Origin of the sequence: Methanocella arvoryzae MRE50 (assembly GCF_000063445.1) — an archaeon.
Taxonomy (GTDB): Archaea; Halobacteriota; Methanocellia; order Methanocellales; family Methanocellaceae; genus Methanocella_A; species Methanocella_A arvoryzae.
Genome location: NC_009464.1, coordinates 659,515 through 682,695, shown reverse-complemented (window position 1 = coordinate 682,695; position 23,181 = coordinate 659,515). Strand labels below are relative to the sequence as shown.

Sequence of the window (23,181 nt, the reverse complement as noted above, 5' to 3'; positions counted from 1 at the left end):
ATGATATGAAACTTTTTAAAGTAATAACAATTGCAATCTTCCTACTTATCATTGTTGTAATATCATTAAATACCCTCGGTTTTTTTAATACAACGATTGTAACCACGAATCCCAATTTAGATGATAATACTACTTCAAGCAACTTTGAGAATCACACTGTCAATTCTACAATAGCGATAATTAATAATGATACAACAACTAATCCGGATATATCCCCTGTAGATAATAATGTTATTAGTGATCTTAATTGGTCGCAGTATTCTGTTGTCGACCTAATAGGTGTCCATACTAATGAAGTATCTGGGCCAAATAGTATTATCAATCATAGTTTCATATGCTTTGAGATAGATGTCAATATTAAAAACCCTGATAACGTGGATGAATTATATCGAGAACTGGCCTGTATTGTTATCGAAATACGCCAGATTATAGGTCCAAACAGCTCTCCAGAAGTATGGGGTCTTGTAAATGGTATCGATAGTTACCATGTTTATATGATGCCATATGACGATCGAATTTATGCTATTGACCATTACCACCCGTTTGCTTACAAGAATAAAGTCTATCTCCTGCCCGGAGATGACATTTACGACCACCACAGCTACACTATAATCAACAATTCAGTGATCGAGCCCTAATGCCTCTAAACTAGAATCGTAAGCTTAGCACTCACAATATCCCGCGTCACCCTCAGGAATTCTCTGGCCACCCGGATAGCTTCAGCGGCCTGGTCTACGTTGACGGATATAGCCCGGTTTACGATGTCGTTCCTGAACCCGGTGTACTGGGCTAAGGATCTGACGAGTTTGGTCCCGTAGTAGCCCTGGTATTTGTCTTCGATGTATGAAACTCTCGCACCGTGGGACTCTGTGGCGTATCCGTCGAGTGCCATGAGGCTCGATATGCAGTCGTTCATGACTTCGTAAGCGCCCATGAACCGGAAAGGCGCTGTCTCAGGGCTGAGCTCCTGGACGGCGACCAGATCTAACTTTACCCGGGCATTATTGATTAACTCTCTGGCTCTGTTTATGCTCCTGGCTTCCTTACTTACAATGCCTTCTTTCACGTAGTCCTCGAATGGCTTCACCTGCGCATCCTCCGGTATCTATCTGTCCCTCAGACTCTCTCCCTCAGACTCTCTCCCTCAGGCTCTCTCCCTCAGGCTCTCTCCCTCAGGCTCTCTCCCTCAGGCTCTCTCCCTCAGGCTCTCTCCCTCAGGCTCTCTCCCTCAGGCTCTCTCCCTCAGGCTCTTTACCCCTCTGTCTCTCGATCTGTCTGACAATGATCGGATGTAGGGCAGGTGTCCTTTTGAGCTTTTCCTGCCGATTATCCGGCTGTTACAGGGTTTGGCCCTGGAAGGTGTGATGTTCGCCGGAAGTAAAAACGAGCTACTTGACGATGGTCGATTTCTGGCTCATCACTTTTTCGACCTGGTCTATGATCTCTTTAAGGCCTGCGGGCTTCTCTAAAAATGCGGCGGCGCCGGCTTTCATCGCTTCTTCTCGGGCGCCAGTGTCTGCGCTGACAAAAATAATCTTTGTGTCAGGCTCCAGGCTCAGTATGGTCCGGGCAGCCTCAACGCCATCCATAATTGGCATGCGGTAGTCCATAATCATGACTTGCGGCCTGGGGCTGGACTCCCGGAACTTCCTTACTGCCTCCTCCCCGTCATAGGCAATAAAAGTAACAGGGATCCCCTTCATCCTGAAAATTATGTTGTAGAGCTCGATGATTACTTTTTCATCGTCTACTATAGCGATGCCGCCTTCCCATATTACACTATGCAATTTTTACCCTCAATAGCGCATGATATGTGCTCAGTGTCGCTCCTTCCCACTCGTGAGCCGCAGATCGTGCCTCCGGCGACTCCTGTAGCCGGGGAATGGCAAACTTATTGTTGCTACTTATTGTAAAATTTTCAACAATTATTAATTCTTTCTATCAAAAAGGTATTATCTTAAATGGATTTATGAGTCAGAATCTGCATAGATCAGCACTTCAGTCCGTCGATCACGCACTTGACTTCTATAATGATGTCCTTGAGGCTGGCGGGCTTCTGGATAAATGCCGTAGCGCCTGCGCTCAGCGCTTCTTCTCTCACGCCTGTGTCCGCGCTGATAATGATGACTTTAGTGGAAGGTTCGATTTGCCATATTCGCTTAGATACTTCCAGGCCGTTCATGGCGGGCATGCGATAATCCATGATCACTATACGGGGCCGGGGATTAGAGTCCATGAATTTTTGGATAGCATCCTGTCCATCGTAGGCTACAAAGGCAATCGGGATTTTGCTCGCCCTGAGGATCTTGCTGTATATGTCGACGATCGCTGTCTCGTCGTCCACAATCGCAATTCCCCCTTCTGCGTTTTTGTTTTGGATCTGGATACCTCCGCAACAGCCAGATTAATGTTACTCGATTAGTAACGCTCCAACCTATACATACTTTCACCAAAGACTAACAAAAATAGTGTCTCATACTTCATTGACCCGGATTTAATTAGCCTCACCTCAAATTCCCTCTTCTATCCTATTCATATTTTAAATCTAGTTGTTAAATATAAAAGTGACCCTTGAATTAATGTTCGGGCCGACGGACTGCAAAAAAGACTGAAAAATTACCTGGCAAGAGTCATCTTCACTATCGCCCGTAACTCTTCGACTTGCCTCTGCTGTTTGATAGATCTTTCCTTTATCTCGGCCAGCTCCTGGTCGCTCATACCGCCGTTTAAGGCCAGTAGTATGCTGTTCACTGCTTTGATCATACTGCAATACTCCCCATGACTTACAATTTTGCAAGTACTCTCCCGACTATAAATACTTGCCTGCATATCGCTTGCATAGCATTCAAAATTGTCCGTATATAAAGCGGAAAATCGGGGGTGTTGCCTGATAAGCATTCAAATTCCTTGTCACCGGGGCTTCCTGCGATAAATACTTCCCTCATCCACTCTGATATATCGGACACCAGAGGCATACTATGTCAGAATCCGGCCGGAAAATCATCTTCGTAGACGGCAGCGGCTCAGGCCACAGTGCTGCCCACTTCTCGGACGACGAAGTCTATTTCACTCACCAGAAAGGCGCCACCAACAACGAGGCGGAATATAACGGCGTGATCCTGGCACTGGAGCACCTGCCTGCCGGGGCGAAGGCGACCATCCAGTCTGACAGTCAGCTTGTGGTGAACCAGCTGAACGGGAAGTACCGGATCAATTACCCGCACCTGAACCTGAAACGACAGGCTATACTGGCGCTCATCGAGAAGAAAAGGCTGGACGTCAGGATCGAGTGGATCCCCCGGGAGAAAAACAAGGCTGATGCAGATATCAGGAACCGACATGGGGCCTCGGAGAGCCCTAAAAAGGGTCCGGCAAAGGCCACCAGCAGTATCAATAGACGGCAAAAGGCTGAATCGGCAGCAGAATACATCAAATTTCTCGAAGCGGAGGTTGCACGGCTGACTGAGGAAAATAAAATGCTAATGAAGCAAATTCCTAAATTATAACTTGTTTTTATCTAATAACTCTCGTGTTATTCTCACAAATTCGTCAGCTATCTCAAGGGCTTTGATGGTCTCTTCCATACTGGTCGAATTAGCCCTGTACATGATGTCGTTTCTGATCACCCTGTAACGGTCGAATGCCCTCACAAGCTTCTCTTCAAAATACTCTTTCCGCTTATCATTAAGATATGCAACAGTAGCTTCATGAGAAAACGGCTTATAGCCTTCTGTAATCATCAATGCATGAACGCATTCTCGCATGACTTCGTAGGCATCTTCGAAAATGAAGGGTGCTGTATCTTGATTTATCTCCTGCAAGCGGATGAAGCCGAGCCTTTTGGTTGCCCGGGTGAGGATATTATTGGCAGTATTCCTATCTTTAGATCCCTGCCGGACCATCTCCATATCTACATAATACTGAAAAGGTTTCAATTATACCGCCTCCAGGTACCCATAAAGTACAATTCCGTTTGCCAGGCTATTGATAAATCCCGAATCGACATCCCTCATGTTCTTGATTAAGTGAATGCTTATTTTACGTCTGAGCTTTTCCTCGAACTCAAACGTCTCCGGAATGTCTTTCTTCTCGGTTACTATAGCAAGATCGATATCACTTTGTGCAGTGTCCTCGCCTCTCGAATAGCTTCCGAAAAGTACGATACATTCTGGTATGCTATAATAGTCTGTCAAGTATTTGATTAGGCCGCAAGAGTGGAGTGAAAATAAGTTCATCGAACGCTTCCATGCAAGGAAGATCTCGCTGTCGTAGTTGCCCCTGTACTCCACGACGATTGGCGTAGGCTCTCTTATTAGCAGGCCATCCTTCTCCAGCGCTTCGAGGATCTTCTTTGCCCCGGGCGGGGACAGGTCCGCACGACGGGCTACCTCTCTGACATGCAACCGGACCGCTGGACCATCAAAGAATAATCTCAGTACCTTCTGAATGTTATCATGTGTTAACACGTGTAAATAATAGTTTACATGTGTTATAAATAGTTAACGATAGCTTCTCGAATGCCCTGTCTTGAAACGTTCCTCCTTTACCTCTAAATGCCTCCTATGACCTCCCTCATAGACCTCCGAACCTCTCTGAAGTCCCAGCTTGAACGTTCCTCCTTTACCTCCGGGCGCCTCCCTGACCTTAAAAGCCGGGACGGGTATTTAGATCTCTCAACAATGGTTCCATAGAACTCACCCTGGTGTTATCGTCTCCTCTCCCGGCTCCCAGCTGGGCGGGCAGACTTTGCCAGGGTTATCCCGGACGAACTTAGCGGCCTCCAGCTTGCGAAGCAGTTCTTTTGTGCTCCTGCCGAAGCTGTTGTCGTTCATCTCGATCACCTTCACGTATCCGTCAGGATCCACGATGAAGGTCGCCCGGTAAGAGAGGCCGTCCGCTTCGTTCAATGTCCCGAAGGTCCGGCAGATGTTGCCTGTCGTGTCTGCAAGCATCGGGTACTGGATGGCCTGTAGCTGGGGTGTGGAGTTGTGCCATGCCTTATGGACGTATGCCGAGTCCCGGCTGACGCTGAAGACTTCTGCGCCGAGGTCTGTGAAGTCAGTGTAATATGTGGCCATCTCTTCGAGTTCTTTGGGGCAGACGTAGGTGAAGTCTGCGGGGTAGAAGACGAAGACCATCCACTTACCGCGGTAATCTCCGGTGTTGATCTTTGTGATGTCGCCTTTGTAGTAGGCGTCGGCCTGGAAATCGGGGATTTTATCATTAATTTTTAGCGGGGCGGCTATCGTTCCGGATGTTCTATTGTCAGCCGCTGCTTGACTCGGTGGAGTTGCAGCAGTTGCGGTTACTGTGATGCCGATCAATAGCGAGGCAGTAATAAATAAAAAGACTATTTGGACTAGTATCCTGGTCACTGGCTTCATTGTTCCCACCAGCTAGGATTTCTTGTGATATTTTTAAAAGACTTGGCAGGGTTAACAACAAAGATTGAATGTACGCATTGATTGATTTTTGATGAAAATGGGTATTTTCATGTAAAGGCTATGAAAAATCGAAAGTTGGCCCTGAATAGGTCGAAAATACCGCCAAGCACTCGCCTCATGAAAAATGGAATATTCATGTAAAGGCTATGAAAAATTGTAAGTTGGCCCTGCATATGTCGAAAATACCGCCAAGAACGCCAAGGAGCCAAGCTCGCCAAGAGCTAATTTTTCATGGAACACACCATATGAAAAATGGGATGTTCAGGTAGAGGCTATGAATAATTGAAAGTTGGCCCTGTATTGGTCGAAAATACCGCCAAGAACGCCAAGGAGCCAAGCTCGCCAAGAGATAAATTTTTCATGGAACGCCAAGTTAAAGTAGAAGGACCTTGGCGACCCATGATAAATTATCTCTTGGCGGGCTTGGCATCTTGGCGGGCTTGGCGGTCTGCAAACACCCGATCAGAAAAACTACAGATCACTTTTTCATGGAATACCAATCAAATTCCAGACGTTTTTCAATAGACTAGCAAATAATACCCTAAATATGGGCTGGGCACTTCCCACTTTTAAGGCAATAGGTACTTTTAATACATATAAATGCAACTTAGTATTGAGCTATCAACATCATAGAATGTTATTTAAGCGTGTATGGCAAAACAATAACATCAGGGCTAAGTCTATGAGCTTCGTGGTCACTTTTAAGGTATTTAGCGATGAGGAAAGCGGCAAGCTATGCGCTTCTGGAGTGGATCATGCGATCCATACCTATGCTAAGACCTGGAACAAGCTCATCAAGAATATCCACGAAGCCGTCGAATGTCATTTTGATGTCCCATATACGCAGGTAAAAATCACCCTTATGGGGACAAAAGTCAATTAAAAAAGATAATTATCTCATTATTAGTCAATCGTAGTAAGTAAGCCTGTGATCGCCGATTTCAGCGCAATCATTTTCTCTTTGTCTTTCGGGTTCCATGCCCCGTTTGCCGCTCCGGACGGGTGCGGCAGGTAGAACACACGAACGCCCCGGGTTCCTGACCCCTTTTCCCATTCTGATACCCAGGCCTTCGCATCATTTCCGACGCAGATGATGAACTTCGCACCCAGCCCTATGGCATCTGATAATTCCTGCCTTAGCCACTGATCAGCGCACAGCATAGCGTTTTTAGTCTTATGGCATGGTGCCTTTTTGGCTTGTTTATCCGTGCAACATTTGTGAAGGTGGGTCCAGTAAACGTTATTCTCCATGATCTCCTTCAGGTGCCCGATCTCTGCCGTATACTTGCTTTCCAGGTATTTTCTGTTGAAAGCGACTAACTGCCCGATAATCCATTGTGGTGGGGCTTTCGCAGTCATCAGCTGGTGATGCCAGGCTTCGGGAGATTACTGTCTCGTCTCTATGTACCGATTGAGGGAGCTTTGTAATGATAAGCATGTTACTATCGATCAATAAAAGTGAGGATCGATGAAGAACTTGGCATGCTTCCTGTAGTCTAATACTTTAGTATCTTCCAGCCATAGCTATGAATCTAACAGTTGTGCTACCGGTTATACAAAATACTCTTAAACTGTCACTTCGATCGATGTGACCTGAGTTGTGGGCTCAGGAATGGCGATGTTTTCCCTCTTTCAGCCCTTCTAGGTGAAACTCGATAGCCTCTTTCATCTTCTGGATCGTCTCCTCTGTGGTGTGGCCAGTAGCTATAACGCCCGGTAAATCCGGGCAATAGGCCGAATAATTTCCCTTCGCTTTCTCAATGATTATCGCGTACTTCGTCATCTTCTCCCCCATTCTTCAAGCAGTTTGATCACTCTACGTATTTTCATTAATCTATCTTTACTCTTCATAGTATACTTCTTCGGAGTCTATTATATAATATGAGACTTTTGCATAATTCACTCGATGATCGTTGTCCTGGGGTTTGCTCCCTGTTTAACCTGGTAGAGTACTTGTATCTGTCGTGCTATCAGGGTGAGTCCGGTCTTTACAGTAACTCGAAGGATTCCGGTAGTTTTTACTCGTTTTAAGGTGAGGTGCTCTTTCAACAGGTAGTTCGTGTACTCGCAGTGCATCCTGTTTTTATATAATTTGTTCATGGTGATGTCGTGGAAGGGGATGTACTCCTGTATTCGGTACCTGGGTAGCTCTTTCTTCGTGTTCCGCCGGTTAACTCGGTTGATCAATGGTATGCCGATCGGGTATATGCGTTCCAAGTGCTCTTTAGAGTCATAGGCAATGTCAGCGAACAATCCCTTAACAAGGAGTATGCGACTGCCCATTTTCCTCTGTAATGGCAGTAGTTGTGTAGTGTCATGCATGTTGGCAGGAGTGACAATACTGCAGATCGGCGCCAGTGTAATCAGATCGTAAAGTAAGTGGATTTTGTACCCGTAGTACATTTTATCATTGATGTGATCGTACCCCCATGAGGCCTCAGGATCACTCCGGGTGAACGCAGGGAGGCTGGTACTGTCTACCCCAACCATGCTCATGAAATCCGGGTTTTTCTTCCAGATCATGCTTGTCAACAGGACCATGATCCGGTCGGTGTCTACCTGGTCTTTGAATCTGCTGAACGTGCTCTCACTAGGTAATTGGTCGAAGCCGAGAATCCGCATTTTATAATTGTCGCCCTTGAGTATTCTTACTAGTTCACTGACACTCGAGAGATTTGCCAGTTCCATGTAGAGAAGTGCTCGTAGCAAGGCGATCCGACTGTACTGGGGAGGCCTCCCAATCTTATTATTCTTCTCGAGGTATCGGAAACGCTGCCAGTCAACCGCTTCCAGCATCATGAGCGGTATGTCAGAAAGTATTTTACAATGGCAATCGAAGCAAGAAACGGGCATCTGCCAGCCCGTACCAACGTTTTTACTATGCATAAAAACGCCAACGGCTGCAATGCCCATATACTTGTTATCGACTTATGCAAAAGTCACATATAATATATAAGACACATTTTAATAATGATCAGTATGCCTAAGATGGTTATGGGTCGTCGACGAGGGCGGGCACCTGCTTCATATTCTGAGTCTGGCGATAGGACTGCGTTATCTGAGTACGAAGATGAAGTTAGCGCTCATCCTGATAATTATGAGGCTCGGGTAAGTCTGGGCTCTGCCTACCAGGAAGCCGTGATGTACCGGGAAGCTATCAGGCTCGACGATACCAACTCTGCTGCTTATGGTTTGCTGGGGGAAGCCCTCGCAGACATGGGGGACTTCGAAGGGGCGGTTAACGCAATGCGAAAAGCCCTGCGCCTGAATCCGAAGAGTTCCGAGCTATATTCTGCGCTTGGGAAAGTGTATACTGGCTGGGGGAAGCCTGAAGAGCTATCCGTGCTTATACCCGGGCATACAAGCTCGATCCTGATAATGTCGACTTGCTGGTGATGTTCGGGAAGCGCCTGATCGACGCAGGATTGCCGGATGAAGCTTTGACGGCATTGAGAAAAGCAGTCGAGGTCGACCCGGATTCAGTTATAGCTCATTATACTTTGGGCAATGCATTCTTAAGCCTTCGCCAGATCGATGATGCGATGGCCGAATTCCAGAAGTGTATAGCGTTAAACCCTAAAATGCCCGGGCCGCATTTCTCGCTGGCGAAGACTTATGACGAAGCTGGAATGAAGAACGATGCAAAAGCAGAGCTGGAGATCGGCGAGCAAGTGGCAAAAGAGCTTAGAGGGTCCATGCAAGGTAGAAGGGTGTTCAAAGATTGATCGGGTCCATATTCCTGAGCGGGCTGATAGGATAGCCAGAGATGGGTGGAGTGACAAAAATGAAGGGTCCATGCTGAGGCTTAAAAAAATTTTACATTATCCTTATATTCTGTAACTAATACTTGCTCTAGTTCTGCTTTAGACCGGGGCAATTGTTTACTCATCTTATCTTCAACGAATGAAAAGCAAAGCTCAAGATAGTCTTTTGCCGCGTTACACTCCTTCTTTACCGTCTGTTCATCATATTTTCTAATACGGACGGTGCCTGATGTAGTAACACCATACCTTGTAGGGATATACTGTGATTCAAGCTTAACGACAAGGGGCAAATATTCATCAAACCTGTCTCTAAACTTTTTAGAGTTCGGTATGATAAACATCCTGACCATCTCCGAATAATGGTGGTCATCCTTTGGCATGACACGCAGTATGGCGAGACATGCCTTAGAAGACTTCTCCGTTAGTTGTTGGGCATGAAAAAGTGCTTGCGAATAAATCTTATTATCATAAGCACTTTCTATCATTAGTCTGTCGTCCATCGCATCCAGTAGATACCTGAGTGCCCTGGCCTCGTTAATATCCGACATAGTATCCTACCGTAGCTCCGTCCACCGTAACTGGTTTCATGTCTGCTATAACATTTTTAAAAGTAGTTAGTATATCCTGCCCATAGATCAGCTTTCGACTATGGTATATTTCGTAAAGAAGCGGTGAAGGATGTTCGAGATCGCTTAATGCAAGGATGACAATATCAAGCGGCCTCTTAAGCTGGTCTAAAAGTGAATACCGGATATTAGAAATTTTGCCGATATCGTCTTCCGGTAGTTCATTTACAATGACTGCGATGTCATAATCACTATTCTCATCATATGTCCCCTTCGCTATGCTACCAAAAAGGTAAACTGACACAATACCCGGTATTTCATCTCTTATTCGTCCGGTTACCTTATCTATGTCAGCATCGAAGGCATCTGTCATTGCTCACACTCTAATTATTTTAAGCTGTTATTAGATTATTAACATTGTCTTCTTCCCGGCACTCCTTAAACTCATGCCTGTGTTATCGTCTCTTCCCCGGGCTCCCAGCTGGGCTGGCTGATTTTGTACTGGTTCTCCCTCGCAAACTTTGCTGTCTCCAGCTTGCAAAGTAGTTCCTTCATGCATCTCGATCACCTTCACATAGCCATCCGGATCTACGATGAAGGTCGCCCTGTACAAGAGGCCATCAGTCTCATTAAAGGTCCCGAAGGTCCTGCTGATGTGGCCGGTGGTATTGGCAAGCATGGGGTACTGGATGGCCTGTAGCTGGGGTGTGGAGTTGTGCCATGCCTTGTGGACGTATGCCGAGTCCCGGCTGGCGCTGAAGACTTCTGCGCCGAGGTCTATGAAATTTGTGTAATACATGGCCATCTCTTCGAACTCTTTGGGGCAGACGTATGTGCAGTCTGCGGCGTAGACGACGTAGACCATACCGTTGCCACGATAATCTTTGGGATTTTAGAGTTATTTGAGTTAAGACCAGCATGGCTCTCATATATACCTGATTGAGTATACCATTAGTATTAGATAAAAACAAAATTAATATGCTTGAATATACATGATATCTAAGTTATAATGGAAAAATCGACAGGCTGGAGAGCAACTGCGGGGAGCAGCAATCCTGTTGAGCTGATTCAGGCTTTTCGCCAGGCTATTACTGAAGAAATCGTTTATATTAAAACAAAAGGCAGGGATATTCAATTAGACCTTAAAAATGGTGAATTTATCACAAAAAGCCTTGAGTATTTTATCTATCGGTTTCCTCTCGATGTTCCGGTGAAAGTGAGTGATGACACACCTGTCGATATCTACGTCGGAAAAAAGAAGACCGAAGGCCTGATTGTTACCTCTGGTGATGACTACATTGATATTGCCATTACTGAGGACTATGGCCTGACTATTCATAACATAACCGTTAGAAGTGATACTTCGGCGCTGCTTGATCTTTTGCTAAAACGTTATGATGACCTTCTGAGTAACGGAAATTTCGATACCATCGGCCCTATGAAACTATTCGGGTTTATCGAACCCGAACCTATAAATGCCTGCGATCTAACTGTCTCAGATTCCTTCCATCTAAATGAATGTCAAAAACAGGTCATAACACATGCATTATCGCAGGAAGTAACCTTCGTCTGGGGTCCGCCCGGCACAGGTAAGACAAAGACTTTGAGCGTTCTTCTTAACCACTTGATTAGAGCAAAGAAGACTGTTTTACTGATATCTCATACAAATCTCGCTTTAGACGAGGTAATTAAGAAGTTTGCCGAAGACCCCGAGAACAGGTCTCTGATTGACGATGGCAAGGTGATCCGCTATGGAAATCCGAGCAACAACGACCCGGTAATTAAAAATTTCCTGCTTGACAATGTCAACGATCGCATCATTGGAGTAGCATATCAGAAGATCGATGAGCTAAAAAGGCAACTTCGTGACTGCGAACAAAAAATAACTCAGATACTTATTATTACCGAATCGCCCGACTATAGAAAGTTAAAATACTGCGAGGAAGAGCTTGCAGAAGATGAAAACAAAATAGCTGCGTTAAGCGAAAAAATCCGGACGGTAAAACTGCAGATAGTCGCCTGCTACCGGGAAAAGAACCAGCTTGAAACAGAAGCGGAAGAGCGGCTAAAGAAAAAATCAGGAAAAGGACTCTTTAGGCTTCTCGGCACCAGTCCGTCTCCTAAACCTGATGCTGCCATCGATGAAAAAATCCTTCAAATCCAGCAGCTAAAGGCATCAGAGAAAGCTCTGTCTGACGAACTTCACTATGCGGAAATCAATGCTGGAGAGTTAAAATCAGACATTCAAAAAATGCGGGAGCGTATTTGTTATACCCATTCCCTTGCAGAGGACCGTCTCATCGACATATTGCCTGTACAGTTGAGCGATTTAAGAGAAGAATTCTCTGCAATAGAGTCGGATATCTTCGAGATCAAAAAAGAGATCGTCAAGTACGAAAATTTCATCTTTGGCAATGCCATGGTCGTTGGATGCACACTAACTAAATGCTACGTAGACAGAAATCTGCAACATTGCAAATTCGACGTAATGATCCTCGATGAGGCAAGCATGGCTAATTTGCCTGCAATATTTTACGCTGCAGGCCGTGCATCGCAATACGTAATTGCCGGCGATTTCCGCCAGATTGCACCGATTGCCCAGAGCAGCGGGCCTAACGCTTCACTATGGCTAAAGCGGGACATATTTTCGCAGGCTGGCATCGTAGAGTCGATCAAAGCCGGAAGGGTCGACTCCCGGCTGGTGATGTTAAAAGAGCAGTACAGAATGCACCCGAAAATCGCCGGCATCATCAATGATAAAATGTATGCAGGTCAGCTGATAACGAACGACCAGACCAAAACAGATCGGGATCAGATAGCAGCTCTGCCTCCATACGCAGGACATGCAGTCGTGCTCTGCGATACCTCAAAGATTAATCCCTGGTGTAGCTACTCCGGTAGCTCCAAGATTAACCTCTATAGCGCCATGCTGGCGGCAAAACTCGCAGAGTCGGCTATTGCCGGCGGAATCAAGAGCGCTGGCATTATCACTCCTTATAAAAAACAGGTAAAGCTGATAGAAAAGCAGCTCATGGAGCAGAATATCGATCGAAAAACCGTCTCAGTTACGACCATTCATAAATCCCAGGGTAACGAGAAAGACTGTATCATCATCGATCTTGTTGAAGGCTTACCCCATAATCTCGGCAAACAATTCCGCTCTTCCTCGATTGATTCCGACACGGCGAGGCTGATCAACGTCGCAATCTCAAGGGCGAAAGGCAAGCTGATAGTCATATCAAATAACCAGTACTTCAGCGAGCGGCTGAAACCCGGTACTATCTTCCATGATCTGTTGCAGGAGATCTGTAATAAAGGTCTCGTGGTGGACTCAGAGAATCTTCTGTTATCTAACCCAGCGATAAGCGGGCAAACTACGCTAAGCGGAAAAGCGGAAATATCACCTGACTCCAAGCAGCTCATCTACAATGCAACAGAGTTCTACCGCGCCTTCATCGTGGACATTGATCACGCTTCCTCCCGGATAGTCATTTTTAGCCCCTTTATCACCAGAAAACGAATGGACATGCTAATGAACCCGCTCAAAGCAGCGGTTGCCCGGGGTGTAAAAGTCCACTTGATAATCAGAAATCTTAAAGAGGATAAAACAAGGGCAGATAAAGAAAAGTTGATCGAAGAGCTTACTTTACAAGGCATAAATGCCATCATCGCATCAGATACAAATGGCGTCAGAAGTAGTTTCCACGAAAAGATCGCTCTGATCGATAAAACCGTATTCTATTTCGGCAGCCTCAACATTCTCTCCCAGACCGGAAACGCCGGGACGTCTGATTACATGTTCGCCTTTGCCAGCCCCCGGACCATCGAGGACCTGATCCGGTATTTCAGGATCGACATCATCCTGGGCAGGCAGACGCAGCCCAAAGGGCGGCAAACAACGTTCTTAAAAAAGAGCTTTGATGAAGAGATGGCCGACGCCCAGTTCGGAGCCGCGATCATCCATCTCCGGCAACAGAAATACAAGGAAGCGGTGAAAGAGTTAAAAGCAGCTATCAAACTCTGCTCCTTTAAGCCTGACTATCATTATTACCTGAGTAAAACACTGTTAACTATCGATGATGTAACGGGCGCTCGAAAAGCGATAGATAAAGCGATCGAGCTATCGCCGGATAATGTTGAGTATCGTGAGTTTAAAACTACGTCCGGACTATCCTGACGTCTATTGCAGAATCGTTTTCAGATAGGGATTCGAATCGTGCCAGGCCTTATGGACGTATGCCGAGTCCTTGCAGACACTGAACACCTCGGCGCCGAGGTCTGTAAAAATGCTATAATACTTGACCATCTCCCCCAGCTCCGTCGGGCATATAAACTCTGCCGGATAGCCTACGAAGACCATCTACTTGCCTCTGTTGTCGGTGAGGTTGATCTTGGTGATGTTGCCGTGTAGTATGCCTCGGCACGGATGTACAGGATATGGTTGTTGATCTTCAGCACCGTCGGAATTTGTTGTGTTTCTAAATTTAATTCTGTATCGGTCGCTGGATATATCGGATTACTACGATTGCCGTAGTGGCTAACTAATCAATAGGATAGCAGTTATAAGAATAAAGACTGTTTGTGTTGCTATCTTCCTCCCTGAGTTCATGGATTCCCCCCGCTTGGTGCTTTAATATGTTTATAAAATACTTGTCAGGGTTAAGGACGGAAATAGGGATACATATTATTGTAGATTAATCTTAAAAATAGTGGGATATTATCGTAACAGCGATTGTGTATATCATCGATATAGGCCAGCTTCATCAAAGGAACCTACTAAGTTTCAATAATAATTTCTCTATGCTCTCAGGGAAAACTTAATATTCGGTCCATCCTTAGATAGAGACGCATTTTGTACAATGTAATACATTGTAATATTTGTGAATACAATGTAATACATTGTATAAGGAGTATCCTGTAATGTCTTTCCCATATACTGTACTTGATTTGTTTTCTGGCGCAGGTGGACTTACGGAAGGGTTTTACCGTAATGGTTTTGACATTATCAGCCATATCGAAAAAGATGAATTTGCTTCGAAGACTCTTCAAACACGTTCCTTATATTATGCATTATTAAAAATCAACAAAGTTCACATATATTACAACTATTACAATAATCGTATAAACAGAGATGAGTTTCTGAAGCAATGTTGTGAATTGGGTATCGATAACTCTGAAGTAATCCATGAAGAAATTTCATTAATTACAGAAGATTCGCTTATTGATAAGATTAATACTCAACTAATAAAAAGAAATATTAATAAAATAAATGTAGTTATCGGTGGTCCACCATGCCAAGCTTACTCCTTAATCGGCAGGGGTAGAGATCGTTATGGCATGCTGTATGATCCAAGAAATCATCTATACAAGCACTATATCCGATTTATACAGACATTTTCTCCTGATCTATTTGTATTTGAAAATGTTCCTGGCATTCGGAGTGCAAAGAATGGTATGATCATTGAAGATTTTAAAAAAATGATAGATGAAAGTGGTTATGATTCTGATCAAAAAATTTTAAATGCTTCCAATTTTAATGTTTTACAGAATCGGAAGCGTATAATAATTATTGGGTGGAAAAAAGAATATAACCTATCTTATCCAGATTTCGCTAAGTCGCAGACTCCATATATAATAAATGATCTATTATCTGATCTTCCGGAATTAAAGCCTGGCTGTGGTAGTGAGATATCTAATTATACTGGTGACAGAACAAAATACCTTCAAGAATCTGGTATACGAACCGACGAAACTTGTATTAGACATCACGTAGCAAGGCCACATAATGATCGAGATCGTGAGATATATCGTATAGCAATTGAAAAGTGGAATAACGGGAAAAAGCGGATAAAGTACACTGAGTTGGATCCATCTTTAAAAACGCATAAAAATGAAAAATCTTTCTTAGATAGATTTAAAGTTGTAAATGGTAACGGGTTATCCCATTCAATTGTTGCTCATTTATCTAAAGATGGACATTATTTCATACACCCTGATATCAGTCAATGTAGGTCTCTTACTGTGCGAGAAGCTGCAAGAATACAATCTTTCCCGGATAATTACCTTTTTGAGGGGCCACGTTCTTCCCAGTTTATACAAATTGGAAATGCTGTTCCTCCTCTAATGGCTTCGGGAATAGCTACTAAAATAAAAGATATGCTTAATCGCATCTATTTGTAATTAACAATTTGTATAGTAAGGGCTTATATAGGATTAATTCCTATTTTCCTCATATTGTCTGGGGGTATTAAGGATATCTCGCGGTGAGGATATCATGGGATCAATACCGGTTGGTGAATCATCCAGTGAAACAATTATTGATCATAGTTTAAACATTGATGAGTATGATATTGTACCACCAGACCCCGCGTCATTTATCGAATCATTGAGGGCATTTGGCTATGACCTTCAGACCGCAATTGCAGATATCATCGATAACAGTATCTCGGCAGGTGCCAGGAACGTTTATATTGTATTTAATTGGGATGGCGCTAACTCTACAATTTCAATAAAAGATGATGGTTGTGGAATGACCGAATCAGAACTCATAAAGGCAATGCGGTTAGGAAGTATTAGTCCTAGCGACTGTAGAAACCCTAAAGATCTGGGTAGATTTGGGCTTGGACTTAAGACTGCATCCTTCTCGCAATGTAGAAAATTTACTGTAGCATCAAAATTTGAAAATAACCCAATAGCTATCCGTTGCTGGGATATTGATTACATAATAAAAACACATGATTGGCATCTGTTACGAATTAATAATAAAGAATTACCACTTCATTTTACCGATCTGAATGATCTAAAAAGTGGTACTATTGTGTTATGGGAAAAATTAGATGTCATTTGTAAAAACACAGATGTAAATGATCCTCGTGCAAAAAACCTATTTTTAACAAGAATAGAAAATGTAAAAAAACATCTATCTATGACTTTTCATAGATATCTTGAACGTCATAAAATAAAAATATTCATTAATGATCGAATCGTTGAACCCTGGGATCCTTACTTGAGAAATGAGAAAGCAACTCAAATTTTAAATGAGGAAAGTCGTACGATTTTTGGCAGTAAAATCGTTGTTATTCCCTATGTACTTCCGCATCACTCAAAAATCGATAGTGAAACATATAATTACGCGGAAGGACCTAACGGCTGGGCTGCTCAGCAAGGATTTTATGTATACAGGAATGAACGACTAATCGTTGCAGGAAGCTGGCTTGGATTAGGAATAAAAAAATTTGATCATTATAAGCTCGCCCGTATCCAGGTTGATATTCCAAATTCGATGGATCGCGAGTGGGAGTTAGACGTAAGAAAATCTATCGCACGACCGCCAGATAATATCCGGGATGATCTCAAAAAGATAGCATCTTTAACAATCGGGCGCGCTATGGAAATATATCGTCATAGGGGTAAAGTAATTGCCCGAAATAGCCTTTCTGAGCACACCTTTTTATGGCAGAAAAAGGTTTATCACGGCAAAATATCCTATACTATCAATCGAGAACATCCGGTTATATCTTCTATACTAACTAATTCTTCTGTTAATATATCACAAGTAAAAATGTTATTAAAATTAATTGAAGAAACTGTTCCCGTTAGTCTAATTATTGTTGATAATGCTGAAGCACCTGATAAACAAGCTACAACCACAGAAAAAAAGCCGAGCGATGAATTAAAAGTAGCTTTACTTGAGATGTATTTTGATTTAATAAACTCCGGTTTCACACATGATAAAGCAAAAGAAAAAATTGTAAAAACTGAACCATTTGATAACTATTTAGAATATGTCTGTGGACTGCTAGATAAAGCCCAAGAAGGGAATTTACATGTTTAACTATAATGAAGCTAAAAAATTAGTTTTGGGACAGTTAACCGTTGAACAAACGCCTAGTTCGGATGTTATTGATAAAAAAATTAGGGCTGTAAAAATAATGGCTAGTATCGAATATCCGGACATAATAATCGATTGGGATATGTTAAAACGGGATATAGAAGCTTCATGTAGCACATGGATAGATATTGGTAAAGCATTAGATGGCGACCCTAAAGCACATCAGAATTGGTTTTACGATCGTAAAGATCAGATTAACTGGAGATTCTGGAATAGATATGTTAGATATCTCCAGGAAGAAAATGGCTGGGCTGAAATTACTACAAAAGGCCTGGGTGACAACGTAGATCAAATAATTCAGCGTCTAGAGGATCCACAAAGGCCGGGAAAATGGGACTGTAGAGGTATGGTTGTTGGACAGGTCCAATCAGGGAAAACGGCTAATTATATTGGCCTAATATGCAAAGCAATAGACGCTGGTTATAAATTGATAATCGTACTGGCAGGGGTTCATAATAGCCTTAGAAGTCAGACTCAGATGCGTATAGATGAAGGCATCTTAGGTTATGACACAAAACAGAGTATGAATTATTCAACCGCAAATATCCGCATCGGCGTTGGTCGATTAAAGGGAATAGAATTCTTTAGCGCACAATCTCTTACAAATCGTGACGAAAATGGTGATTTTAAAAAGCACAGACAGATAAGTATCATTAATGGAAATGATCCCGTAATACTGGTAATTAAGAAAAATAAATCTGTACTTGAAAATTTATACTATTCAGCGACCAATGTCCAGAAAGAAAGAGACCCTTCTACTAATCGACCGATTGTTAGAAATATCCCATTACTAATAATCGATGATGAAGCGGATAATGCTTCAATAAACACAAAACAAATTGAATTCGATGATGATGGTCAGGTATCGGATGAGTTTGAACCTACGATAATTAATGGCCTCATTAGAAAATTGTTAGATGCATTTGAAAAAAGCGCTTATGTAGGTTACACTGCAACACCCTTTGCTAATATTTTTATTTTACCTCGTGGTGACACCGACAGGGAAGGGGAGGATCTTTTCCCTCGTAGTTTTATTTTAAATTTGCCAGCAGCATCGTCATATATCGGTCCAAAAAAAGTCTTTGGTATAGATGAAGATAATTCAGTTGGTATCGAGCACGAAGAGGGGCTTCCAATAATCCGGATTGTGGATGATTATACTGATTTTATTCCGGATAACCATAAGAAGGGTCACCGGCCAAATTCTTTACCTGAATCATTAAAAAGAGCAATTAAATCATTTATAATATCGAGTGCTGCGAGAATTGCCCGTGGGCAAGACAAATCTCATAATTCTATGTTAATTCATGTTACCAGATATACTGATGTACAAACCCGTGTCAGAGATCTTGTATCTGAAGAACTCGAATCATTAAAGAAACGTATTGAATATGGGGATGGCAGATCAGAATCTAATATATTCAATGAACTCGAAGAACTCTGGTTCACCGACTATAAACCTACAACACATGCCGTTATAGAACGTTTCTTTGATCAAAGAATTACCTCTCTTGAGTGGAAGCAAATAAAGGATAATCTTCAAAAAGCCGCAAGTAAAATCATCATAAAAACGGTAAATGGTACAGTTGCGGATGTACTTGATTATAAAGAATCACCTAATGGACTAAATGCTATTATAATTGGCGGAGATAAACTTTCAAGAGGATTAACCCTTGAAGGTTTAACAGTTAGTTATTATCTTCGTACTTCAAATATGTATGATACCTTGATGCAAATGGGGCGCTGGTTTGGTCATCGGCCAGGTTATGTAGACCTCTGCAGACTGTATACGACCGATGAACTTGTTGATCGGTATAAACATATTACAAAAGCCAGTGAAGAATTAAAACGAGAATTCGAGTACATGGTTGCTATGGGTCGAAGGCCTGAAGATTATGGTTTAAGAGTAAGAACTGACCCGGGGGATATCCTTCTTATAACTGCGAAAAATAAAATGAGGTATGGAAGGGATATGCAGTTATCATATGAAGGACGTCTTGTTGAATCAGTAAAGTTTAACCTTAGCAATGCCATAATCGAGAAGAATTTTAACGCATTTAATGAATTTATTAAAAAGAGAGGTCAGCACAGCGAAAAATGGGGGAATTATTTATGGGAAAATGTCTCCGCAAGCAGTATCATCGATCTACTTAATAATATACAAATAGAAGGTTATTCTGCAGTAACTGACTCGAGAATCTTAACTCATTATATACAAGCTCAACAAAAACATAATGAGTTAAAACAATGGACAGTTGCTTTAATAAATAAAAATAATGCTGATAATCATTATACTATCGGCGGATATCCTGTTGGATTAGTCGAACGGCGAAATGCAAACGAAACTAATCCAAATGAATTCTACCAAATGGCAAAAAGCCATATAATCAGTAGAAGGGATGAATATATTGATTTATCTGACGAAGAATTAAAATTGGCATTAAGTAGATCGATAAAGTCTGATGGGACAATGAGTGATACGCCTACTCCAGAAGCTATCCGAGATGTCCGACCTTCTCATAGGGGCTTGTTACTTATATATCCCTTAGACCATAATAAATTAGATAATACTAATATCACTAAACCTGTGATTGGACTTGCAATTAGCTTCCCAAGTAGTAAAACTGCAACAAGAATTGGCTATCGAGTAAACAGCGTTGGCGATGTGGAGTTCTTAGAAAATGAATGATATTAACACTATTTGGGTAAAACTTGAAGAAGAAGCTAAAAATAAGTCTTCATCTGGTATACAAAAAATAAGAATAACTGCCGATACCAAATTTAATATATTTTTAGGTTACGAAAAACCACGAAATCGTCGAGTGTTACTTCTTGTTACATCTCAGCAGAATATACCAATTGCCATCGAATATCCAAAATCAAAAGGATTTGAAGTCCAGTCGATAATTCTGCCAGATGATAACAAGTCTGTATACCTTGAACTAATATTAACAAATAATAGATTTAGCGATGTTTTTACATCTCTTGTTCAAGATATCATTGATCATATAAAAAATTTAGAAACTGAGAAACAGGCGGTAAGCGTATTTTTTGGAAGATTGTTAAAATGGCAACAGTTCCTTGATCAGTATGATCCAGAAGGTCTTAGTAGTGAAGCTCAAAGAGGCCTATATGGTGAGTTATGGGTTTTACGTAAATTCCTGCTACCACTATTGGGCGCTAAAAAAAGTATTGACTCCTGGAAAGGCCCAGAAAAATACCCTCAAGACTTTAAATTTGTAAAAACAGCGATTGAGGTAAAAACGACTATAAGCAAACAACATGAAAAATTAACGATATCCAGCGAACAACAACTGGATGATACTGGAATTGATTATCTTTATCTATATCACATATCTTTAATAAATGGTGTTACAGATGGAGAAACATTGCCTGAAGTGGTGGAGTCCATAAGAACAATTATTAAAGATGATTTTGAAGCATCAAAAAAATTTGAAGAATCTTTAATAACTGCAGGATATATTAATGCCCACATTGATCGTTATATGGGCGTCTTTTACATTATCCGAAATCGAAATATCTATAAAGTTGCTGAAGGTTTCCCAAGAATTATCGGTAAAAATTTGGTAAATGGTGTTGGTGACGTTCATTATACAATTAATGTATCTGAGTGTAATCACTTTACAGTTCCGGAAGAATTATTAATAAAATGCTTACGAGGGGATTAAATGGATCTCGACTCCGAGCTAAACGATTTTGCTGAAACCTTTTCGCAAGATGTAATCAACCAGGCTCAACTTGATGCAACTTTTATCGAAGATAAATTTGTAGAACAATTCGCAGAATATCTTATTGAGTCCGGAGAAATCGATGATATTACTATATGTTACCATAAAAGCAGGGGTATTAAAGTAAATGGGTATAGTATTAATAACGAGGAAAATAGATTAGACCTATTCGTTGCCATATATCGTGGAACAAATCCACCTGAAAAGATTTCGAAAACTGAAGTAGATGTAGTTTTTAAATGGATCGTCAACTACTTAAAAAAATCCCTGGAAGGATATCACTTTTCACTCGAAGAATCGTCTCCCCACTTTGATATGTCGCTAAATATCTATAGTATGAGAGGTGTACTCCGAACTGTACGATTCTTCTTAATCACTGATGGTATTGCCAATCTTGACTCTTCGGATAATCTTGATGATGGTACTCTTATCATCACAAAACATTTATGGGATATCCGACGTTTACACAGATTGAGAAGTTCGGGCAATCGCAGGGAACCGATAGAAATCGATTTTATACAAGATTGTGGGTCATCAGTGCCATGCTTGCCAATATCAAAACCAAATTCAGTCTATACCTCGTACTTAGCATTAATCCCGGGAAAAACGCTTTTTGAGATATACAGGAAATACGGGTCAAGATTACTGGAAAGAAATGTGAGAGCTTTTCTGCAAGTAAAAGGTAATGTGAATAAAGGGATAAGAAAAACGATTCTTGAAGAGCCTCATATGTTCTTGGCATATAACAATGGACTATCTGCAACTGCAGAAAGCGTTGAACTTGATACTTCTGGAACTCCTACGATAACGCGAGTTAAAGATTTTCAAATAGTAAATGGTGGACAAACAACCGCTTCAATATATAACGCTTGTATAAAAGATAAGGCAGACGTCTCTGAAATTATAGTGCCAATGAAATTGACTGTACTTAAAAACCCTGAAATGATCGATAGTTTTGTACCAAAGATATCAGCATTTGCGAATAGTCAAAATAAGATTAATATTGCTGATTTCTCTTCAAATAATCCATTCCATGTTAAATTGGAAGAATTATCAAGGACAATATGGGCTCCTGTTCAGAAAGGTATGAACCTTCAAACACGGTGGTATTATGAACGAGCTCGTGGTCAATATCTTGATGAAAAGGGTAGACAGAGAACAGCCGCCGATAAGAAAACCTTTGAATCAATTTACCCTTCATCACAAAAATTCACAAAAACAGACATGGCCAAATTTGAAAATACATGGAATTTATTACCGCACATAGTAAGCCGTGGCGCTGAGAAAAATTTTAACGAATTCATGGGCACTCTAAATAAAATAAAAGATTTTGTCCCTGATAAGCAATACTATGAAGATCTGATTTCTAAAGCAATACTCTTTAAGCGTGCCGAAAAAATCATCCATAGCCAGCAGTACGGTGGTTATCGTGCTAACATTGTCACCTATACATTAGCTCTTATCTATTATAAAACGAATAACCGTATTAACCTAAATAGAATCTGGAAAGAGCAAGATATCTCCGAAGCTATGTCGAATGCTATAGTATTGTTTTCTAAAGAAGTTCATAAGCACATAACGAATCCTCCTGACGGTAAAAACATAACTGAATGGTGTAAAAAGGAGCAGTGCTGGACGAAATTACTCGACTCAACCATAGACCTCCCTGTTGAACTAATTGCAGAGCTGGTTGAAAAAGGTCCAAATGCTTATGTACAATTAGGCGAACAAACAGCAGCAGATCTGGAAGATGATGAATTATAGGTG

Annotated in this window: 24 protein-coding genes and 1 pseudogene; 11 read left to right on the top strand and 14 right to left on the bottom strand. The window is 41.9% G+C overall.

Features of this window, described 5'->3' with window-relative positions; translation table 11 throughout:
- Positions 1 to 5 precede the first annotated feature (5 nt).
- Positions 6 to 638 carry a hypothetical protein gene (locus RCI_RS03515; RefSeq protein ID WP_012035012.1) on the top strand — a complete coding sequence of 211 codons (633 nt, stop codon included), beginning with the start codon at positions 6 to 8 and terminating at the stop codon, positions 636 to 638.
- A gap of 5 nt (positions 639 to 643) precedes the next feature.
- Here RCI_RS03515 and RCI_RS03510 read toward each other — a convergent pair whose 3' ends face one another.
- The 4 genes from RCI_RS03510 to RCI_RS16905 all read right to left on the bottom strand — a co-directional run bounded on the left by RCI_RS03510 (position 644) and on the right by RCI_RS16905 (position 2,763).
- Positions 644 to 1,087, bottom strand: a complete 444-nt coding sequence (locus RCI_RS03510) for a hypothetical protein (protein WP_012035011.1) — start codon at positions 1,085 to 1,087, stop codon at positions 644 to 646.
- A gap of 301 nt (positions 1,088 to 1,388) precedes the next feature.
- Positions 1,389 to 1,787 carry a response regulator gene (locus RCI_RS03505; protein WP_231844932.1) on the bottom strand — a complete coding sequence of 133 codons (399 nt, stop codon included), beginning with the start codon at positions 1,785 to 1,787 and terminating at the stop codon, positions 1,389 to 1,391.
- Between the two features lie 203 nt (positions 1,788 to 1,990).
- The gene (locus RCI_RS03500) at positions 1,991 to 2,344 is read right to left on the bottom strand and encodes a response regulator (protein ID WP_012035009.1); all 354 of its coding nucleotides are present in this window, start codon (positions 2,342 to 2,344) and stop codon (positions 1,991 to 1,993) included.
- A gap of 272 nt (positions 2,345 to 2,616) precedes the next feature.
- The gene (locus RCI_RS16905; protein WP_158308860.1) at positions 2,617 to 2,763 is read right to left on the bottom strand and encodes a hypothetical protein; all 147 of its coding nucleotides are present in this window, start codon (positions 2,761 to 2,763) and stop codon (positions 2,617 to 2,619) included.
- Positions 2,764 to 2,978: 215 nt separating this feature from the next.
- Here RCI_RS16905 and RCI_RS15655 point away from each other — a divergent pair, with 215 nt between their 5' ends.
- Entirely contained in the window at positions 2,979 to 3,506 is a 528-nt protein-coding gene (locus tag RCI_RS15655) for a reverse transcriptase-like protein (RefSeq protein WP_012035007.1), read from the top strand.
- On the opposite strand, the gene RCI_RS03485 is transcribed toward RCI_RS15655, so the two are convergent.
- From RCI_RS03485 to RCI_RS03475, 3 genes are all read right to left on the bottom strand, one after another.
- Complete coding sequence (locus RCI_RS03485; RefSeq protein ID WP_012035006.1) at positions 3,501 to 3,935, bottom strand: HEPN domain-containing protein; 435 nt, start codon at positions 3,933 to 3,935, stop codon at positions 3,501 to 3,503. The two genes, RCI_RS15655 and RCI_RS03485, sit on opposite strands and share 6 nt — an antisense overlap.
- A complete protein-coding gene (locus tag RCI_RS03480; protein WP_012035005.1) occupies positions 3,936 to 4,466 on the bottom strand; it encodes a nucleotidyltransferase domain-containing protein in 531 nt (176 codons plus the stop codon).
- Positions 4,467 to 4,694: 228 nt separating this feature from the next.
- On the bottom strand, positions 4,695 to 5,324 hold the full coding sequence (locus RCI_RS03475) for a peroxiredoxin (RefSeq protein ID WP_012035004.1): 630 nt from the start codon (positions 5,322 to 5,324) through the stop codon (positions 4,695 to 4,697).
- A 754-nt stretch (positions 5,325 to 6,078) separates the two neighbouring features.
- Here RCI_RS03475 and RCI_RS03470 point away from each other — a divergent pair.
- Positions 6,079 to 6,327: a hypothetical protein gene (locus tag RCI_RS03470; protein ID WP_048197964.1), complete on the top strand. Its 249-nt coding sequence runs from the start codon at positions 6,079 to 6,081 to the stop codon at positions 6,325 to 6,327.
- Between the two features lie 20 nt (positions 6,328 to 6,347).
- Here the strand turns inward: RCI_RS03470 and RCI_RS03465 are convergent, their stop codons facing one another.
- The 3 genes and pseudogenes from RCI_RS03465 to RCI_RS03455 form a co-directional block, all read right to left on the bottom strand.
- Positions 6,348 to 6,803 (bottom strand): uracil-DNA glycosylase family protein, encoded by a 456-nt coding sequence (locus RCI_RS03465; RefSeq protein WP_012035001.1) that lies wholly within the window; start codon positions 6,801 to 6,803, stop codon positions 6,348 to 6,350.
- Between the two features lie 207 nt (positions 6,804 to 7,010).
- Positions 7,011 to 7,227, bottom strand: a pseudogene (locus tag RCI_RS03460) (type II toxin-antitoxin system HicB family antitoxin).
- Between the two features lie 116 nt (positions 7,228 to 7,343).
- A complete protein-coding gene (locus RCI_RS03455) occupies positions 7,344 to 8,330 on the bottom strand; it encodes a transposase (RefSeq protein WP_012034999.1) in 987 nt (328 codons plus the stop codon).
- 255 nt (positions 8,331 to 8,585) lie between these two features.
- Between RCI_RS03455 and RCI_RS16900 the strand changes: the two genes are divergently transcribed.
- Together RCI_RS16900 and RCI_RS03445 are read left to right on the top strand one after the other, a co-directional pair.
- Positions 8,586 to 8,840: a tetratricopeptide repeat protein gene (locus RCI_RS16900; protein ID WP_048197962.1), complete on the top strand. Its 255-nt coding sequence runs from the start codon at positions 8,586 to 8,588 to the stop codon at positions 8,838 to 8,840.
- Entirely contained in the window at positions 8,837 to 9,169 is a 333-nt protein-coding gene (locus RCI_RS03445) for a tetratricopeptide repeat protein (RefSeq protein ID WP_012034997.1), read from the top strand. The genes RCI_RS16900 and RCI_RS03445 overlap by 4 nt, the downstream gene beginning before the upstream one ends.
- A gap of 80 nt (positions 9,170 to 9,249) precedes the next feature.
- Here the strand turns inward: RCI_RS03445 and RCI_RS03440 are convergent, their stop codons facing one another.
- Genes RCI_RS03440 through RCI_RS03430 form a run of 3 tightly spaced genes read right to left on the bottom strand, consistent with a single transcriptional unit; the run spans position 9,250 to position 10,639 of the window.
- A complete protein-coding gene (locus tag RCI_RS03440) occupies positions 9,250 to 9,756 on the bottom strand; it encodes a HEPN domain-containing protein (protein ID WP_048197959.1) in 507 nt (168 codons plus the stop codon).
- Complete coding sequence (locus RCI_RS03435) at positions 9,743 to 10,147, bottom strand: nucleotidyltransferase domain-containing protein (protein WP_012034995.1); 405 nt, start codon at positions 10,145 to 10,147, stop codon at positions 9,743 to 9,745. The genes RCI_RS03440 and RCI_RS03435 overlap by 14 nt, the downstream gene beginning before the upstream one ends.
- A gap of 30 nt (positions 10,148 to 10,177) precedes the next feature.
- Positions 10,178 to 10,639 (bottom strand): redoxin domain-containing protein, encoded by a 462-nt coding sequence (locus tag RCI_RS03430; protein ID WP_012034994.1) that lies wholly within the window; start codon positions 10,637 to 10,639, stop codon positions 10,178 to 10,180.
- Positions 10,640 to 10,783: 144 nt separating this feature from the next.
- On the opposite strand from RCI_RS03430, the gene RCI_RS03425 reads away from it, so the two are divergent.
- Complete coding sequence (locus RCI_RS03425; protein ID WP_012034993.1) at positions 10,784 to 13,951, top strand: AAA domain-containing protein; 3,168 nt, start codon at positions 10,784 to 10,786, stop codon at positions 13,949 to 13,951.
- Between the two features lie 3 nt (positions 13,952 to 13,954).
- Here RCI_RS03425 and RCI_RS03420 read toward each other — a convergent pair whose 3' ends face one another.
- On the bottom strand, positions 13,955 to 14,134 hold the full coding sequence (locus tag RCI_RS03420; RefSeq protein WP_052309894.1) for a redoxin domain-containing protein: 180 nt from the start codon (positions 14,132 to 14,134) through the stop codon (positions 13,955 to 13,957).
- 560 nt (positions 14,135 to 14,694) lie between these two features.
- Here RCI_RS03420 and RCI_RS03415 point away from each other — a divergent pair.
- The 5 genes from RCI_RS03415 (at position 14,695) to RCI_RS03395 (ending at position 23,178) form a co-directional block, all read left to right on the top strand.
- Complete coding sequence (locus tag RCI_RS03415) at positions 14,695 to 15,954, top strand: DNA cytosine methyltransferase (protein ID WP_012034991.1); 1,260 nt, start codon at positions 14,695 to 14,697, stop codon at positions 15,952 to 15,954.
- A 94-nt stretch (positions 15,955 to 16,048) separates the two neighbouring features.
- A complete protein-coding gene (locus RCI_RS03410; protein WP_012034990.1) occupies positions 16,049 to 17,608 on the top strand; it encodes an ATP-binding protein in 1,560 nt (519 codons plus the stop codon).
- Positions 17,601 to 20,354: a Z1 domain-containing protein gene (locus RCI_RS03405; RefSeq protein WP_012034989.1), complete on the top strand. Its 2,754-nt coding sequence runs from the start codon at positions 17,601 to 17,603 to the stop codon at positions 20,352 to 20,354. The genes RCI_RS03410 and RCI_RS03405 overlap by 8 nt, the downstream gene beginning before the upstream one ends.
- On the top strand, positions 20,347 to 21,354 hold the full coding sequence (locus RCI_RS03400) for a PD-(D/E)XK motif protein (RefSeq protein WP_048197957.1): 1,008 nt from the start codon (positions 20,347 to 20,349) through the stop codon (positions 21,352 to 21,354). Before RCI_RS03405 ends, RCI_RS03400 begins: the two co-directional genes overlap by 8 nt.
- The gene (locus tag RCI_RS03395; protein WP_012034987.1) at positions 21,355 to 23,178 is read left to right on the top strand and encodes an AIPR family protein; all 1,824 of its coding nucleotides are present in this window, start codon (positions 21,355 to 21,357) and stop codon (positions 23,176 to 23,178) included. It abuts the gene before it with no gap.
- Positions 23,179 to 23,181: the final 3 nt, after the last annotated feature.

Excerpts from the sequence above, each read along its gene's own strand:
- RCI_RS03515 (WP_012035012.1), top strand. The coding sequence starts at position 6 with ATGAAACTTTTTAAAGTAATAACAATTGCAATCTTCCTACTTATCATT.
- RCI_RS16905 (WP_158308860.1), bottom strand. The coding sequence starts at position 2,763 with ATGATCAAAGCAGTGAACAGCATACTACTGGCCTTAAACGGCGGTATG.
- RCI_RS15655 (WP_012035007.1), top strand. The coding sequence starts at position 2,979 with ATGTCAGAATCCGGCCGGAAAATCATCTTCGTAGACGGCAGCGGCTCA.
- RCI_RS03470 (WP_048197964.1), top strand. The coding sequence starts at position 6,079 with ATGTTATTTAAGCGTGTATGGCAAAACAATAACATCAGGGCTAAGTCT.
- RCI_RS03465 (WP_012035001.1), bottom strand. The coding sequence starts at position 6,803 with ATGACTGCGAAAGCCCCACCACAATGGATTATCGGGCAGTTAGTCGCT.
- RCI_RS03455 (WP_012034999.1), bottom strand. The coding sequence starts at position 8,330 with ATGCATAGTAAAAACGTTGGTACGGGCTGGCAGATGCCCGTTTCTTGC.
- RCI_RS16900 (WP_048197962.1), top strand. The coding sequence starts at position 8,586 with ATGTACCGGGAAGCTATCAGGCTCGACGATACCAACTCTGCTGCTTAT.
- RCI_RS03440 (WP_048197959.1), bottom strand. The coding sequence starts at position 9,756 with ATGTCGGATATTAACGAGGCCAGGGCACTCAGGTATCTACTGGATGCG.
- RCI_RS03435 (WP_012034995.1), bottom strand. The coding sequence starts at position 10,147 with ATGACAGATGCCTTCGATGCTGACATAGATAAGGTAACCGGACGAATA.
- RCI_RS03430 (WP_012034994.1), bottom strand. The coding sequence starts at position 10,639 with ATGGTCTACGTCGTCTACGCCGCAGACTGCACATACGTCTGCCCCAAA.
- RCI_RS03425 (WP_012034993.1), top strand. The coding sequence starts at position 10,784 with ATGGAAAAATCGACAGGCTGGAGAGCAACTGCGGGGAGCAGCAATCCT.
- RCI_RS03420 (WP_052309894.1), bottom strand. The coding sequence starts at position 14,134 with ATGGTCTTCGTAGGCTATCCGGCAGAGTTTATATGCCCGACGGAGCTG.
- RCI_RS03415 (WP_012034991.1), top strand. The coding sequence starts at position 14,695 with ATGTCTTTCCCATATACTGTACTTGATTTGTTTTCTGGCGCAGGTGGA.
- RCI_RS03410 (WP_012034990.1), top strand. The coding sequence starts at position 16,049 with ATGGGATCAATACCGGTTGGTGAATCATCCAGTGAAACAATTATTGAT.
- RCI_RS03405 (WP_012034989.1), top strand. The coding sequence starts at position 17,601 with ATGTTTAACTATAATGAAGCTAAAAAATTAGTTTTGGGACAGTTAACC.
- RCI_RS03400 (WP_048197957.1), top strand. The coding sequence starts at position 20,347 with ATGAATGATATTAACACTATTTGGGTAAAACTTGAAGAAGAAGCTAAA.
- RCI_RS03395 (WP_012034987.1), top strand. The coding sequence starts at position 21,355 with ATGGATCTCGACTCCGAGCTAAACGATTTTGCTGAAACCTTTTCGCAA.